17 protein-coding genes and 1 other annotated feature are annotated in these 15,007 nt (G+C 29.9%); all 17 genes read right to left on the bottom strand.

The window, feature by feature from the left end; genetic code table 11:
* Window positions 1-4: 4 nt before the first annotated feature.
* Window positions 5-580 (bottom strand): histidine phosphatase family protein, encoded by a 576-nt coding sequence (locus tag LJD34_RS01735; RefSeq protein WP_032090124.1) that lies wholly within the window; start codon window positions 578-580, stop codon window positions 5-7.
* A 91-nt stretch (window positions 581-671) separates the two neighbouring features.
* The gene (locus LJD34_RS01730) at window positions 672-1,250 is read right to left on the bottom strand and encodes a TetR/AcrR family transcriptional regulator C-terminal domain-containing protein (protein WP_147580225.1); all 579 of its coding nucleotides are present in this window, start codon (window positions 1,248-1,250) and stop codon (window positions 672-674) included.
* Window positions 1,251-1,300: 50 nt separating this feature from the next.
* Entirely contained in the window at window positions 1,301-2,632 is a 1,332-nt protein-coding gene (locus LJD34_RS01725; RefSeq protein ID WP_227359049.1) for an MATE family efflux transporter, read from the bottom strand.
* An 83-nt stretch (window positions 2,633-2,715) separates the two neighbouring features.
* On the bottom strand, window positions 2,716-3,249 hold the full coding sequence (locus tag LJD34_RS01720; protein ID WP_158548241.1) for a 2'-5' RNA ligase family protein: 534 nt from the start codon (window positions 3,247-3,249) through the stop codon (window positions 2,716-2,718).
* Complete coding sequence (locus tag LJD34_RS01715; RefSeq protein WP_147580222.1) at window positions 3,239-4,096, bottom strand: YitT family protein; 858 nt, start codon at window positions 4,094-4,096, stop codon at window positions 3,239-3,241. The genes LJD34_RS01720 and LJD34_RS01715 overlap by 11 nt, the downstream gene beginning before the upstream one ends.
* A gap of 99 nt (window positions 4,097-4,195) precedes the next feature.
* Window positions 4,196-4,453, bottom strand: coding sequence for a DUF1294 domain-containing protein (locus LJD34_RS01710; protein WP_227359048.1), 258 nt, complete (start codon window positions 4,451-4,453; stop codon window positions 4,196-4,198).
* Window positions 4,453-4,728, bottom strand: coding sequence for a hypothetical protein (locus LJD34_RS01705; protein WP_227359047.1), 276 nt, complete (start codon window positions 4,726-4,728; stop codon window positions 4,453-4,455). Before LJD34_RS01705 ends, LJD34_RS01710 begins: the two co-directional genes overlap by 1 nt.
* 12 nt (window positions 4,729-4,740) lie before the next feature.
* Window positions 4,741-5,538 carry a YihY/virulence factor BrkB family protein gene (locus tag LJD34_RS01700; protein WP_227359046.1) on the bottom strand — a complete coding sequence of 266 codons (798 nt, stop codon included), beginning with the start codon at window positions 5,536-5,538 and terminating at the stop codon, window positions 4,741-4,743.
* A 62-nt stretch (window positions 5,539-5,600) separates the two neighbouring features.
* The gene (gene tyrS, locus LJD34_RS01695; RefSeq protein ID WP_032090130.1) at window positions 5,601-6,833 is read right to left on the bottom strand and encodes a tyrosine--tRNA ligase; all 1,233 of its coding nucleotides are present in this window, start codon (window positions 6,831-6,833) and stop codon (window positions 5,601-5,603) included.
* Between the two features lie 31 nt (window positions 6,834-6,864).
* Window positions 6,865-7,062: a binding site (T-box leader), on the bottom strand.
* Between the two features lie 62 nt (window positions 7,063-7,124).
* On the bottom strand, window positions 7,125-8,129 hold the full coding sequence (locus LJD34_RS01690; RefSeq protein ID WP_032090131.1) for a LacI family DNA-binding transcriptional regulator: 1,005 nt from the start codon (window positions 8,127-8,129) through the stop codon (window positions 7,125-7,127).
* Entirely contained in the window at window positions 8,129-8,605 is a 477-nt protein-coding gene (locus LJD34_RS01685) for a YtxH domain-containing protein (protein ID WP_227359045.1), read from the bottom strand. Before LJD34_RS01685 ends, LJD34_RS01690 begins: the two co-directional genes overlap by 1 nt.
* 14 nt (window positions 8,606-8,619) lie before the next feature.
* Window positions 8,620-8,907 (bottom strand): DUF948 domain-containing protein, encoded by a 288-nt coding sequence (locus LJD34_RS01680; protein ID WP_032090133.1) that lies wholly within the window; start codon window positions 8,905-8,907, stop codon window positions 8,620-8,622.
* Between the two features lie 47 nt (window positions 8,908-8,954).
* The gene (locus LJD34_RS01675) at window positions 8,955-10,265 is read right to left on the bottom strand and encodes a UDP-N-acetylmuramate--L-alanine ligase (RefSeq protein WP_032090134.1); all 1,311 of its coding nucleotides are present in this window, start codon (window positions 10,263-10,265) and stop codon (window positions 8,955-8,957) included.
* Between the two features lie 110 nt (window positions 10,266-10,375).
* Window positions 10,376-10,711 carry a type II toxin-antitoxin system PemK/MazF family toxin gene (locus LJD34_RS01670; protein ID WP_022001469.1) on the bottom strand — a complete coding sequence of 112 codons (336 nt, stop codon included), beginning with the start codon at window positions 10,709-10,711 and terminating at the stop codon, window positions 10,376-10,378.
* Window positions 10,712-10,858: 147 nt separating this feature from the next.
* Complete coding sequence (locus LJD34_RS01665) at window positions 10,859-11,926, bottom strand: M24 family metallopeptidase (RefSeq protein ID WP_227359044.1); 1,068 nt, start codon at window positions 11,924-11,926, stop codon at window positions 10,859-10,861.
* Window positions 11,919-13,670: an aspartate--tRNA ligase gene (aspS, locus tag LJD34_RS01660; protein WP_227359043.1), complete on the bottom strand. Its 1,752-nt coding sequence runs from the start codon at window positions 13,668-13,670 to the stop codon at window positions 11,919-11,921. Before aspS ends, LJD34_RS01665 begins: the two co-directional genes overlap by 8 nt.
* On the bottom strand, window positions 13,663-14,946 hold the full coding sequence (gene hisS / locus LJD34_RS01655; protein WP_032090137.1) for a histidine--tRNA ligase: 1,284 nt from the start codon (window positions 14,944-14,946) through the stop codon (window positions 13,663-13,665). Before hisS ends, aspS begins: the two co-directional genes overlap by 8 nt.
* Window positions 14,947-15,007: the final 61 nt, after the last annotated feature.

Here is a 15,007-nt window from a genome sequence, read left to right as displayed (position 1 = left end):
CCTCCTAGATTTGATGTCTAATTACATCTTTTAATGTAAATGTTCCATTATCGAATTCATAAATAAAAATACAACAGTTTCCAAATCCTTTTTTTAATTCTTCCATAGGATCTTGGAAAGCTCTTAAAAAGTTAAAACAAGCCCCACTGTGACTCACGGCTAAAACACTATGATGGTCTTCTTTATTCATAATTTCTGTTAAAGTTTTTACCATACGGTCTCTTGTCGTATTAGAGGATTCTCCTTTATATTGTAAATAGAATGTTTCACAATCTTTAGGTGTTAAATGAGAATTTAATCTTTCACTTTCTCCTTCTAACTCTCCATAATAGTTTTCTTTTAAACCTTTAGTACGTACATAAGGCATATCTGTCACAAGTTCTAATGTATCACAACATCTTTCACTTGTACTTGAATAAGCATGATCAAAAGTAATATCGTGATCTTTAAACCATTTTCCCGCAACTTTCGCTTGTTTGATTCCTAATTCCGTAAGTGGCGAATCACACCATCCTTGAATCTTATGTTGTAAATTAAATAAGGTTTGTCCATGTCTCATTAAATAAAGTGTCTTTTTCATACATTTTCCTTCTTTCACTCTTATTGTAATACGCTAAAAAAAAAGAGTAATTTATAATTAAATTACTCTGTCAACAAATTGACAAAAAAGACTATTTGTCAATTTTATAAGGATTTGTTGTACAATCACTTCCTTGAAATAAATCATCCATTCCAAGCCCTCGCATTTGGGTAATCATTTTTGCCATTTCTTCTACAGGGACTTTCATATCCGATAAAATCCATGACAAAGTCATTGCACTTGAAGCATTCGCGTGATATATCGTTGCAAATTTTAAGGCGTCTGGCATTAGTTTTTCACCATAAAGTTGTTGATGCCATTTTAAATCAAATTCCTCACAATGTTTAGGAATGTATTCCTTTAAACAATTTTGTCCATCCATTAAGCAAGCCTGTTTTAAAAAGGTTTGATATTGTTTCATATGTTCAAAAGATTCGATAAGTGACTCATAGAAATCAAGATTTGTATTTTGTCCATTAAAATGATTGATAATTTTATGATTGTAAATATATTGAATTAAATCATTTTTATCTAGGAAATGATTATAAAATGTTTGCCTACTAACTCCTGTTGTTTCCAAGAGATCTTTAACTGTTACTTGAGATAAGTCTTTTTTGTGGCATAAGTCTAACAAACCATTTGCAAGTATTTCTTTAATATCAATTGCCATAAAAATACTCCTTTCTTAGCTTGAAAACATTATACCATAAAATCCTGTTTTTAAATAACTTCAAATTTTGTCCAAGCATTTGATTTATAACGATAATAGAAAATAATTGCTCGAATTGTCCAATCTCCACACATCGCAAGGGCAATACCAATAACACCTAAATGAAGTCCTAAAGCAAGAATAATAGATAAGACAAGTCTTCCACCAACAGTTGAAGCAATAGAAACAATCATCGTAAATTTGACATCTCCAGTTGCTCTTAATCCTTGAGATAAAGGTCCAGAAAGCGGGAAAACTACCGTATTGGCAATATTATGAATAATAACAAGAATAATAATCAAATGTTTTGTTTCATCTGCAAGATTATAAAATTGTAGAATAAATGGTGTAATTGCTAAAACAAGCACATTCCATACAATCGAAAAAACAAGCGACCATTTAATAAGTTTTGAAAAATAGAATTTTGCTTGATCCACATCTTTTGCACCCATGCATTGTCCAATAACGGTAATAAAGACTGGTCCCATTGCTGAACCCACAAGTGCCGCTAATGACCAAATACTTTGTGCAACCCCATTAGCTGCAATTTGATAGGTTCCAAACATCGCCACAATTGAACTTAAAGCCACTTTAACAAGTTGGAAAATTCCATTTTCGACCCCATTAGGAATTGCTATATTTAAAATACGTTTGAGCATCTTTCCATCAAATCTAAAAATATCTTTTGAATCATAGTAAGCTTCCAATTTTTTATTAAAACATAAAACTGTGATAATGATTGCTGAAAAAACACGTGAAATAAGTGAAGGATACGCAACCCCTGCAACTCCTGCTTTTAAAACATAAACACCGATAATATTTCCCACAACATTGATAATATTTGCAGCAAATGAAATATACATTGTTACTTTGGTTTTGGCCATTGAACGATATAAAGCGGCTCCTGCATTGTAAATAGCAAGTGCTGGATAAGAATATGCTGAAATACGTAAATAAGTTACACACGCCTTCATAACATCTGATTCAACTTTACCAAATAGTAATCCTAAAAGTTGTTTATTAAAAATCAATACAAGAATTGATAAAACAATTGAAAAAACAATGGAAAACATCAATAACTGACTTGATGATAAAACCATTCTTTTTTCATCTTTATTACCAATATATTGACTGACAACGATTGCTCCTCCTGAAGCAAGTGCTGTAAATAAATAGATAAAAATTGTATTAAATTGGTTAACTAGTGATACTCCCGAAACAGCCGCTTCCCCACAGCTACTTACAACAAAAGTATCAACAATTCCAACAAGCATAACCAGTAATTGTTCAAAAAACAAAGTAATGATCATACTTCTTAATTCTTTATTTGAAAACATTTTCATCTCTCCCCCTTGTCTTCATTATAAAAAAAGAAACATTTTATGTAAAATGCTTCTTTTTTAGCTTCTATCATGCCTTGCAAGCATTATAGATTCCATATCTTTATTTCCTGATACGGATTTGTCTTTACTAATGCAACCTGTATGACTTTCCCATAAAAAGGTTCAAAATAATGATTCAATATCTTAAACGCTTGATTGGTTTGTTGTTCATTTAACTTTCTACTTATAGAAACATGAGGTACAAAGTGGTACGGTAAATAACGATTTTTTTGTGAAATAGATACATATTCATCAAAAGTTTGATAGATTTTTAAAATTAGTTGATTTAAAAATTCATTATATACAGGTAATAAATAAAGCGTCGATTTTTGAAAACAACCTAACGAAACAAAATAGAGCTCTTGACTACTTTCTTTTTCAAAAAGCTGATTTGCCTGTTCAATAAATTTCTTTTCCTCTATTTCTTTATAAGTCGCAATTGTTAGATGAAAAGGAATATGATGATTTTCTAAATAATTTTGATGTAGTTCTTTTTCGACTTTTTTATTTAAAAAAGAAAACTTTTGATTTGTTTTTTCATCAAAATACAAAGCTAAATGAAACATCTTATTTTTCAATATATTCCTTTTCCAAGTTAAAGCCTCTACCTTGAACTTCATGAACATTTGAAATAATCATAAACGCATCTTCATCAATAGATTTTACAAGTCTTTCAACTTGAACAAGTTCTCTTGTCGAAATAACATTAATTAAAACTTCTGTATTTTCTAATAAATAGCCTGTTTGACCATGAAGCATTGTTACTCCACGATCGACATTCGTTAAAATAGCCTTTCTAATTTCTTCATATTTTGAAGAAATGATTTTAACTTCGATTTTTTGAGCACCCATTACTAAAATCTTATCAATAACCATTGTATAAATAAAAATTAACACGATTCCATAAAGACATTGTCTAACATCAGAAAAACCAAATTGCGCTAACACAATTAATGTATCAAAAACATACATTGAAACAGAAACAGGAATTTTAAATAATTTATTTAAAATAAGGGGTGGAATATCCATACCTCCTGTTGAAGCCCCTGCTTTAATAACAATAGCAATAGCAACCCCAACTAAAACACCCGCAAAAAGTGTATTAATTAAAATATCATCGGTTAAATAAAAACCTTGAAAAGAAAGTTCAAACACACCTAGAATAAATGGATAATAAAATGTTGAAATAAGTGTTTGTAAAGCAAATTTCTTTCCCAAAATAAGCGCTCCAATAATAAAGACAATAAAATTAAAAATAAAAGTAAATAATGAAATTGGTAAATGAAAATAATGATTTAAAAACAAAGAAATACCTGTTGTCCCACCACTTAATAAATGTCCTGGAACAATAAATAAAATAACCGCAAGTGCAAGTAACGTATTTCCAAGTAATATACTAAGAATATCTTTTTTATTTGTTTTCATAAATTCCTCCATAAAAAAAACACACTGTTTTTTCCCTAACAATGTGGATCAAAGCATTCGCTTAATACGTTTGTATTATAGCATATACAAAATTCTTGTCTAGAATTTTGTATAAAAATAAAAACAATAAATCAAGATTTGTATAAATAAAATCAACGGTATACCTATATAAAATTTCACATGTTTCGTTTTATGATGAAAACAATACATACCTAAATAGCTTCCTAAACTTCCACCTATCAAAGCCACAAAAAGCAAAGTATTTTCAGAAATACGATATTTTTGTTTTTTTGCTTTTGCTTTATCAAGACCCATTATCAAAAAGCCTAATACATTTATTATTACTAAATAAATCATTAACAATCTCCTAATGAATACTGACATATTGTTTCTTTGATTACATAATAATTCATTTGTGTAACAACTAAATCATCTAGCTTACAATGAAACAAATAACTTAAAGCACATAAATGTTCTAAATTAGGTAATGACTTGCCTTTTAGCCATTTATAAACACTTTGTTTACAAGAAAGTCCTAGATAAGTCTGAATATCTTGAACACAATAGCCACCTTGATTCATATACTTTTGTATTTGTTTGCCTGTTTTTTCTAAATTGATATAAGGATACATTACTTTTCTCCTTTATAATTTTTTTATTAATCTTCGAATATGACATTCAAAAATAACATACATACCAAAATAAATAGCTTCTGAACATACAGCAATCGAAAACATCAACATAACCAACGCCGCTAACGGACCATAAACGTTGCTATAATCAACAATGGAAAAATAAATAGATAAAATACCTATAATCAATTCAATCAATAATGTTGCAACGACTGTTCCTTTAATTGTATCTAAAAAATCTACATTTTGATCAGGAATGATTTTATATAATAAAAATAAAATAACAAAAATAATGATAAATAAGAATAAAACTCTTGTTATAAAATTATGTTGATCAATAAAGATAATCTTAAAAAACGGAAAAATAATCAATAAAGAAATCACTGCAAGTATTAAAATAAAGATAAGAATGGTTTTTAAAAAAGTAATTCCTTGATCAATGAAAAATGGATATTCTTTATCATTAGGAAACATATTTTTAGAAATACGATGTAACTGATAAAAACCTCTACTTACAACAAAGATAGACGCTATTAAAGTGGTTATAGTTGTTATTGATAAAGAACGTGGTTCTATCAGTTGAATAACCATTTTTGTCACATCCGGTCTTAAATAATATGATAAAATTTCTTGTGCTGTTTTAATATCTAAAGGAAAAAACGGTGTAAAAAAAGCCAATAATGTACATATTGGGATAATTGAAAGTATCATATAATAAGCAAAAGACAAAGCAGATGCAGGTGGTACTTTATAGCGGTAATCTAAATAATATCCATATATAAAATCAAAAATACTTCTTAATTTTTCCATAGCCGTCCCTCCTTATTAGATAGTATACCATATTCTTTATAAAAAAAAGCTCCTAAGAGCTTTTATCCATTATATTTTAATACAAAATAATTTTTCTTTCCTCGACGAATAACTGTTTTGCTTTGTCCAAAAGCATCTTCTTTTTTAACAGTAAATTCTAAATCTTTAATACGTTCACCATTGATTAAAACAGATCCCCCATTAACAAATTCTCTCGCTTCTCTTTTACTTTTAGCAGCTCCAACTAAAATTAAAGCGTCTAAAATATTCATTTCATTTTCTTCAGTTTCAACTGTTGGTACACCTTCAAAAGCAACATCAACTTGTTCTAAAGTTAAATTTTGAATTTGACCAGAGAATAATGTTTGTGAAACTTGAACTGCTTCTTCATAAGCTCCTTCACCATGTAAGAATGTAATAACTTCTCTAGCTAAAGCTTTATGTGCTTCTCTTAAATGAGGTTGTGTTTTATTTTTTTCTTCTAATTCCATAATTTCTTCTGGTGTTAAGAAAGTTAAGAATTTTAAGTAATCAATAACTTTATCATCTTCTGAATTAATAAAGAATTGATACATTTCATAAGGAGAAGTTTTTTCTCGATCTAACCAAATCGCTTTACCATTTGTTTTACCAAATTTTGTTCCATCACTTTTAGTTAAAAGTGGCATTGTAAAACCATAGGCTTCTTTTCCAGTTTTCTTTCTAATTAATTCAATACCAGCAGTAATATTTCCCCATTGGTCTTGCCCAGCAACTTGTAATTGACAATTTTTATTTTCATGTAACCAGTAGAAATCCATTGCTTGCATGATCATATAAGAAAATTCAGTATAAGTAATACCTAAATCTAATCTTCTTTTTACAATGTCTTTATTCAACATATAATTGACATTAAAATATTTACCATAATCTCTTAAAAAGTCAATAAAGTTTAAATCTTTTGACCAATCATAGTTATTAACCACTTCAAAACCAAAAATCTTTTGAGCTTGTGCTTTTAAACAGTCAAAGTTATGTTGAACTTGTTCCTTTGTAATCATTGGTCTTTCTGTATCAGGTTTAGGATCACCAATTAATCCTGTTGCTCCCCCAACTAATAAAATTGGATTATGCCCGGCATCTTTTAATCTTTTACTAATTAAAAAAGATGAAAAGTGCCCAATGTGCAAACTATCTCCTGTTGGATCAGTTCCAATATAGAAAGTTAATCCTCCATTATTTAATTTTTCTTCAATTTCTGGAGAACTGACATCTTTAATTAATCCTCTCCAAACTAATTCATCATAAATCTTCATAATTTCCTCCTTGAAATAAAAAACTCATTCCCATAGGAACGAGTTGATCGCGATACCATCCTAAATTCATGTCAAAGACATACACTCAAGTAGATAACGGCTTGCACCGTCTAAGCTTTGCACTTAGAAGCTCCAGAGTGTATTCATATTACCTCTTGGCTTGTTTCCACCAACCACAAGCTCTCTATAACAATTAAGTAATATTACTTGTCTCCTTCATTGCTGTAAATACATCATATTAAATTTCATATTCAAAGTCAAGTGAATATAAAAATAAACCACTTTCGTGGTTTATTGAATAGTTGATTTACGATAAATATTTGTATAGCCTACGCACACTTCTTTTGTTTCTAATTCTTCTTGATTTAAAATTTTAGTAAGTAAACGTACAGCCAATGCACCCATATCATAAATTGGAAGATGAATCGTTGATAGTGATGGTCTACAAATAAGTGAGTAGCTTGTATCCATCATAGCCATAACTTCCATATCATCTGGAATGCTTATGTTATTATCGATTGCTGCATTAACAACTGCAACCCCTTCTTTATCATAACTTGCAAAAACTAAATCATGTTTATGATTTCTAAAATGTTCAACAAATTGTGTATAGCTTTCTTCATAGTGAGTAGAAGTATTAATAACCTGTGTTGACTCATCAAATGGTAATTGATGATCTTGATAAGCTTTTTTCATTCCTTCAATCAAATCAACTGTACGAATAAGATTTTGTTGAGGACTTACAAAAATAATATCATTTTTACCTTTTTCTAAATAATTATTAACAATATCATATGTAATCTTTTGTGCATCAACATAAACAGAACCTATCGATTCATCACTTACTTGCATTCCAATAACAACTGCCGGAATACTATGTTTTTTAACAAGTTCAATTTGTTGATCAATATTATCGTTATTAAATAATATAACTCCATCGGCTCTTGTGCGAATGACTTTTTCCATAACGTCGTCCATTGGACCATTTCCAATATCATCTGTTGTATAAATCGTAATATTGTAATCCAATGTTCTACCAGCATCACCAATACCACCAATCATATCTTTTACATGAGCAAATAATGATTGTGGGAAGATAATTGCAATAGTTGTAGTTTTGTTTGTCGCAAGACCTCGAGCAATTTGATTAGGTTTGAAGTTTAGTTCATCAATAACCTTCATTACCTTTTCTTTAGTTTTTTCACGAACAACTGATGACCCATTAATAACACGAGATACAGTTGCAAGAGAAACACCTGCTTCTCTTGCAACATCATAAATCGTTGCTTTTTTCATTAGTCTTTTAAATCATCGATAATGACATTTAAATCATCTTCAATGTCATTAATTTCATCTTCTAAATCAGAAAAATCATCAAATTCTTGTTCGCTCATTTTTTCTTTAACTTCATTAATTTTATCATTCACTTGGACAATAACATTATCAACTTGATCTTTTAATTTAGAATATTGGTCGCTATCTTGTAATTTTGTTACAACATCATCAAATTTATCTTTTAATTCATTTAATTTTGCTAAAGAACTATCTTTAAAGTCATCAACATCAAATTCATCAACTGTTTTTTTAATACTATCAATTGTTTCACTAATTAATTTTTGATAGTCTTCAAATGTCATTTCTTTAGCACTATCAAGAGTTTCTTTTCCTTTACCTTTTAATTCTTCTCTTAACTCGCTTCCTTTTTTTGGTGCCAATAACATCCCAGCAAGAGCACCAATTCCTAAAGTTGTTAAAAATCTTCCTAATTTCATATTATCTCACCTTTCTATTTTTTCTTAATAAAGCTCATCATCATTTTCAATGGATTAAACTTTGGTCTTTGAGGATCAAAGAACTTTGCAACTGTTTCTACAGGCGCATTTAATAAGTCTAATTTGTAATTGACATCATCTAAGATTTTATCAACTCTTTTCAATGTATCTTGTGCCATTTCAACAGTATCCCCTGTTTGTTTAATTGCTGTTGATGTACGAATAAACAACACCCCTAAAGCAACTAAACAAAATGCACCTGCTAAAATTAAAACACAGTAACAAATGTCCATTGTTGTCATAAACATCCCTCTACTTTCATTAATAATTTTACCATAATTTACTCTTTTTATATAGATTTTTTGGCTTCAATCAACATTTCTTCAAATTTATAAATATCTTTACTACTCATAAATAAGAATACACAGTTATCATATTGCATTAATTCTTTAACACCTGCTTCATCTTCAGTAATGACTTTAGCACGTGCACTATTTTTTGAAATATCATAGATATCAATATCAATACCGTCTTCATGTTTTGCATTTTCTGGGAATGGACAGAAATATGGGTAATCCGCTTTATCCATTTCTTGAGCAAATTCTTTAGCAAAACGCGCTCCCCTTGAAAAACGATCTGGTTGGAAAATGGCAACGATTTTCTTACCAGGATATCTCACTCTTGTTGCTTCAATAACATATCTGATTGCAGTTGGATGATGTGCATAATCGTCAACAAAAACATTGTTTCCTTGAGTTTTTACAGTATAACGACGTTTTGTTCCTTTGAATGTTTGAAGTTTACTTAAAATATAGTCATAAGACATATCTTCTAAATAACCAAGAGTAATAATAGCTAATGAATTATATAACATATGCATTCCAAATAATGGTATGTTAAAATGTCCAAATAATTCTTGATGAATATAAACATCAAATGATAATCCTTGTGGTGTTTCTAAAACATTAACAGCGCGAACATCATTATTTTCACCTAAACCAAATCTTAAAACGTGTTTTTCAAAATGAATTTTCTTAATGTTAGGGTCATCTCCCCAAACAATAACTGTTTTCTTAACTTGCTTAGCAAATTGTTCAAAAGATTGAATATATCTTTCAAGATTTCCAAAATAATCAACATGGTCTAATTCAATGTTATTAATAATGGCATAATCTGGATGATAATGTAAGAAATGATCTTGGAATTCACACGTTTCTGAAATAAAATATTTACTTCCTACTTGTCCATGTCCAGTTCCATCACCAATTAAAACAGATGTTTTATCAAAATCTTCAAATAAATGGTAAGCCATACCTGTTGTTGTTGTTTTTCCATGTGTTCCTGCAACAGCAATAGAAACATAATGTTCCATAAAATCAGCTAAGAAATCATAATATCTTGTACACTTTACATTTGGATTTTCTAAAGCTGCTTTGACTTCTTCATTGGATTCATCAAAAGCATTACCAATAATTACGTGATAACCATCCTTTATATTATCTTTATTGAATGAATAAATTGGAATATTTCTTTTTCTCAATTCATCTTCAATAAATATATATTTATCAATATCACTTCCAGCAACTTCGTTCCCTAATTCATATAAAATTGTTGCTAGTGGAGCCATTCCTGACCCTTTAATTCCTATAAAATAATACATACTTGTCACCTCGCTAACTATTCTATCACAAATTGATTTCTTTTTCTTTGTTAAGTGTATATTTTTTAAAAAAAACGAGCAAAGCCCGTTTTGAAACATTCTATGTAAGTTTAAACCCCTAAACTAATACGAATACATTTATTAATACGTTCCATTTCTAATGGCGTTAATTCCCCTATTTTTCTAATCAACCGTGATTTATCAATGGTCCTCATTTGTTCAAGCAAGGCAATTGAATTTTCTTTTAAATCATCTCTTGATTTAATAAATGTATGGGTAGGAATATTTTTCTTTTTAGATGATGTCAAAGGTGAAATAATAATAGTTGTACTAAATCGATTCCCACTATCATTTTGAATAACAACAACAGGTCGAATTCCAGATTGTTCACTTCCTACACCTACACTCAAATCAGCATAAAACAAATCTCCTCTTTTTACTTCCATATAATTCATCCTTTCTTTTGATATTATTATATAATTTCTTGTTGACAAAATTTGTCTATTTAAAGAGGCTTTAAAAATATTTTTTCACTTTAAAAGTTTACTCATTTTTTTCTTTTTTATACAAAAAAAACGAGCACAAGCTCGTTTTTAAATAATATAAATATCTTTTGTAAATGAATTTAAAACCTGACATCCATCTTTTGTCACCATAACTAGATCTTCTACACGTACTCCGAAATTTCCTTCTAAATAAATACCTGGTTCAATTGAAAAAATCATTCCTTCTTCAACTTCCATTTCATTTACCGAAGAGACATCTCCATATTCATGAACATCTCGACCAATAAAATGTCCTAAACGATGTGTAAAATATTTTCCATAGCCTTCATCACTGATGACTTTTCTTGCACACTTATCAATATCTGATAATTTAACTCCTGGTTTGATCATTGCTTCTGCAGCTTCATTTGCTTTTTTTACAATTTCATAAACTTTAATTTCTTCTTCCAAAATACCTTCATAAAAGAATGTACGTGTCATATCAGAACAATACCCTTTATAAACACATCCCATGTCAATCAGTACACAATCACCTTTTCTAAGTAGTGTATCATCATTTTCATGATGTGGATCAGCAGCGTTTTTACCAAATGCAACAATCGCCCCATAACAAGTAGAATGATGATTGAAAAATAATTCATCTAATTTTTTAGCAAGTTGTTTTTCTGTCACGTCTTCTTGAATGAATGGAATGATTTCTTCCATAACAGCATCATTGATTTTACTTGATTCAATCATTAAAACTTGTTCTTGTAAATCTTTTTTCATGCGTACGAGATCAACACATGGTGAAGCATTGATATACTTTGCATCCGGGAGTTTTTTCATAAGATCTAACAAGAAATGTGAGGCCCAATTTTTATCAATTCCAATTCTTCCTGGAAAATGCATTTCATCAACAATTGTTTGAATAGCATCTTGTCCATCTTTATGCCAAACAATGTTAACATCTAAATCATGATCCAAATAAAATAAATCATTCATGAATAAGGTATGATTTCCATGTTTTGAAATCATGAAAACAAACATTCTTTCATGCGGATCATTATAGTATCCTGTACAATAAGCAATTGATTGAGGATCACTTATTAAAAAGTAATCCAATCTTGCTTCTTCCATTAAATCAAGTATTTCTTGTATACGATCGTTATTCATCTTTTAAAACTCCAATACCTAATTCTTTTAATTGATCTTCTTCTACACTGTTTGGTGCTTTAGACATTGGACATGTTGCACTGGCATTTTTAGGGAAAGCAATAACATCTCTAATAGAATCACTTTCAGTAAGTAACATGGCAAGACGATCTAATCCTAAAGCAAATCCTCCATGTGGTGGTGTCCCATATTTTAATGCATCAACAAACCAACCAAATTTATTTCTTACTTGTTCATCTGTTAAACTTAAAGCTTTGAAAGCTCTTTGTTGTAAGTCTTGTTCGTAAATACGTTGAGAACCTCCACCAAGTTCAAAACCATTTAAAACAATATCATAGGCATCAGCAAGACAATTTGCTGGATCTGTATCTATTTTATCTAAATCTGATTCTTTAGGTCTTGTAAATGGATGATGCATTGCATAATATCTTTGAGTTTCATCATCATATTCAAACATTGGGAAATCAACAACCCATAATAATCCTAATTCTTTTGGATCATATAAATTTAATTCTTTTCCTAAATGATTACGTAAAGCAGCTAAAGCATCACAAACAACCATATATTTTGTATCCGATACAAATAATAATAAGTCGTTATCTTCACCATTCATTGCTTCAATTAATCTTTGCATTTGTTCTTCGCTAAAGAATTTAGCAATTGGTCCTTCACCAACACCATTATTTACTTTTAACCAAGCAAGACCTTTTGCTTTATATGTTTTTGCAAGTTCTGTTAATTGATCAATTTTCTTTCTTGAATAATCACTTGCATGATTTTTAACATTAATCCCTTTAACATATCCATTATTTTCTAAAGCTGATTTAAATACCATAAAATCAACATCTTTAACAACTTCATTTAAGTTAACAAGTTTCATATCAAAACGGATATCTGGTTTATCAATACCATATGTTTCCATCGCTTCATGCCAAGTCATACGTGGAAGTGGTAACTTAACATCAACACCTTTTACATCTTTGATGACTTTAGCTACCATATTTTCACCAACTTCGATGATTTCATCTGTAGTCATAAATGACATTTCAACATCAACTTGAGTAAATTCTGGTTGACGATCCGCTCTTAAATCTTCATCTCTGAAACAACGAGCAATTTGGTAATATTTTTCAAAACCAGCAACCATTAATAATTGTTTAAATAATTGAGGTGATTGTGGTAAAGCATAGAAATCACCATGGTGTACACGTGAAGGTACTAAGAAATCTCTTGCTCCTTCAGGAGTTGATCTGTTTAAATAAGGTGTTTCAATATCCACAAAATCATGATTATCTAAGTATTCTCTAATACTTCTTGTAATTTTATGTCTTGTTAGAATTTTATTTTGCATAACAGGTCTTCTTAAATCAAGATAACGATATTGCATTCTTGTTTCTTCTAAAGCATCTGTATCATCTGCAACAATAATTGGTGTCGTATTGGCTGTATTGATGATTTTGATTTCTGATGCATCGACTTCAATATCCCCTGTAGGCATATTTGGATTTTTGCTAGAACGTTCTACAACAGTTCCTTTAACATATAAAATATATTCATTTTTAATATCTTTTGAAATGTTTTCCATTTCTTCATTGATAATAATTTGTGTAATTCCATAACGGTCTCTTAAATCAATAAATACAAGAGCTCCTAAATTTCTCTTTTTAGCAACCCATCCTTTTAGTTCAACTGTTTGTCCAACATTTTCTAAACGAAGTTCACCGTTATTATGTGTTCTATTCATGTTCATGTCCTCCACTTAAATGATTTTCAATATGTGCCAAAATATTTTCTAATGGTACTACAACTTGTTCTTTATCATGATTACATTTAATATTAACCACTTCATTTTTTACTTCTTCTTCCCCTAAAATAATAGAGAAATGTGCATTAAAACGATCTGCTGATTTAAATTGTCCTTTTAAGCCACGAGATACATGATCCATTTCACATGTAAAGCCATTTGCTCTTAACATCGCAATAATTTGCATAGCAAGATCTTTTGCTTCTTCGCCTAAAGGCATAATATAACAATCTAAACCATCTTCGTCTTCATCTTCTTCATCATCTAAAGCAAGAAGGAGTCTTTCCATACCAAAAGCAAAGCCAACACCAGGTGTAGCCGGTCCACCAATTTCTTCGATTAAACCATTGTAGCGTCCACCACCACCAACAGTAGCTCCAGCACCTAATTTTGGATCATCAGAAATGATTTCAAAAACAGTATGAGAATAATAATCTAATCCTCTTACTAAATTTGTATCAATAACATAATCAATTTCTAAATCATCTAATAAAGAACATACTTTATCAAAATGATTTTTAGCACTTTCGCTTAAATAATCAATTGTTTTCGGTGCTGTTTTCATAGCTGGATGTTTCGCATCCACTTTGCAATCTAAAATACGTAAAGGATTCTTTTCAAAACGTGCTTTACAATCTTCGCATAAGTCATCTAAATGGCCTCTAAAATGATCTTTTAAAGCTTCACGATAAGCATCTCTTGATTCATTATCACCTAAAGAGTTGATATGAAGTGTGACATTTTGAAGTCCTAATGCTTCAACAACAGTCACTGCCATAAGCATACATTCAACATCTACATAAGGTGATTCAACACCTAACATTTCTACCCCAAATTGGTGGAATTGTCTTTGTCGACCATTTTGAGGTCTTTCATATCTAAACATTGGTCCCATATAATAAACTTTTTGTAGTTTTTCTGGTAAACCATACATTTTATTTTCTACATAAGCTCTTGCAATACCAGCAGTTCCTTCTGGTCTAAGTGAAATATATCTTCCTTTTTTATCTTGAAAAGTATACATTTCTTTAGAAACAACATCACTTGTATCCCCAACAGCTCTGTTAAATAATTCAGCATGTTCGAAAATTGGTGTTCTCATTTCTTTGACATTATAATTAGCGGCAATCGTTCTTAACAATTGTTCTAATTTAATCCATTTTTCACTTTGTCCTGGTAAAATATCTACCGTACCTCTTGGTGCACTATATCCCATTATTTTTCCTCCTTAAAATATAAAAACGCCCTCATAAGGACGTTTCAACGCGGTACCACCT

This window comes from Faecalibacillus sp. MSK20_93 (assembly GCF_020589945.1).
GTDB lineage: Bacteria > Bacillota_I > Bacilli_A > Erysipelotrichales > Coprobacillaceae > Faecalibacillus > Faecalibacillus intestinalis.
The sequence above is the reverse complement of the archived record's forward strand: the minus strand, read 5'-3'. Positions and strand labels throughout refer to the sequence as shown.

Excerpts from the sequence above, each read along its gene's own strand:
- LJD34_RS01700 (WP_227359046.1), bottom strand. The coding sequence starts at position 5,538 with ATGGAAAAATTAAGAAGTATTTTTGATTTTATATATGGATATTATTTA.
- LJD34_RS01690 (WP_032090131.1), bottom strand. The coding sequence starts at position 8,129 with ATGAAAAAAGCAACGATTTATGATGTTGCAAGAGAAGCAGGTGTTTCT.
- LJD34_RS01715 (WP_147580222.1), bottom strand. The coding sequence starts at position 4,096 with ATGAAAACAAATAAAAAAGATATTCTTAGTATATTACTTGGAAATACG.
- LJD34_RS01675 (WP_032090134.1), bottom strand. The coding sequence starts at position 10,265 with ATGTATTATTTTATAGGAATTAAAGGGTCAGGAATGGCTCCACTAGCA.
- LJD34_RS01730 (WP_147580225.1), bottom strand. The coding sequence starts at position 1,250 with ATGGCAATTGATATTAAAGAAATACTTGCAAATGGTTTGTTAGACTTA.
- LJD34_RS01665 (WP_227359044.1), bottom strand. The coding sequence starts at position 11,926 with ATGAATAACGATCGTATACAAGAAATACTTGATTTAATGGAAGAAGCA.
- LJD34_RS01710 (WP_227359048.1), bottom strand. The coding sequence starts at position 4,453 with ATGATTTATTTAGTAATAATAAATGTATTAGGCTTTTTGATAATGGGT.
- aspS (WP_227359043.1), bottom strand. The coding sequence starts at position 13,670 with ATGAATAGAACACATAATAACGGTGAACTTCGTTTAGAAAATGTTGGA.
- LJD34_RS01735 (WP_032090124.1), bottom strand. The coding sequence starts at position 580 with ATGAAAAAGACACTTTATTTAATGAGACATGGACAAACCTTATTTAAT.
- LJD34_RS01670 (WP_022001469.1), bottom strand. The coding sequence starts at position 10,711 with ATGGAAGTAAAAAGAGGAGATTTGTTTTATGCTGATTTGAGTGTAGGT.
- tyrS (WP_032090130.1), bottom strand. The coding sequence starts at position 6,833 with ATGAAGATTTATGATGAATTAGTTTGGAGAGGATTAATTAAAGATGTC.
- LJD34_RS01680 (WP_032090133.1), bottom strand. The coding sequence starts at position 8,907 with ATGACAACAATGGACATTTGTTACTGTGTTTTAATTTTAGCAGGTGCA.
- hisS (WP_032090137.1), bottom strand. The coding sequence starts at position 14,946 with ATGGGATATAGTGCACCAAGAGGTACGGTAGATATTTTACCAGGACAA.
- LJD34_RS01705 (WP_227359047.1), bottom strand. The coding sequence starts at position 4,728 with ATGTATCCTTATATCAATTTAGAAAAAACAGGCAAACAAATACAAAAG.
- LJD34_RS01685 (WP_227359045.1), bottom strand. The coding sequence starts at position 8,605 with ATGAAATTAGGAAGATTTTTAACAACTTTAGGAATTGGTGCTCTTGCT.
- LJD34_RS01725 (WP_227359049.1), bottom strand. The coding sequence starts at position 2,632 with ATGAAAATGTTTTCAAATAAAGAATTAAGAAGTATGATCATTACTTTG.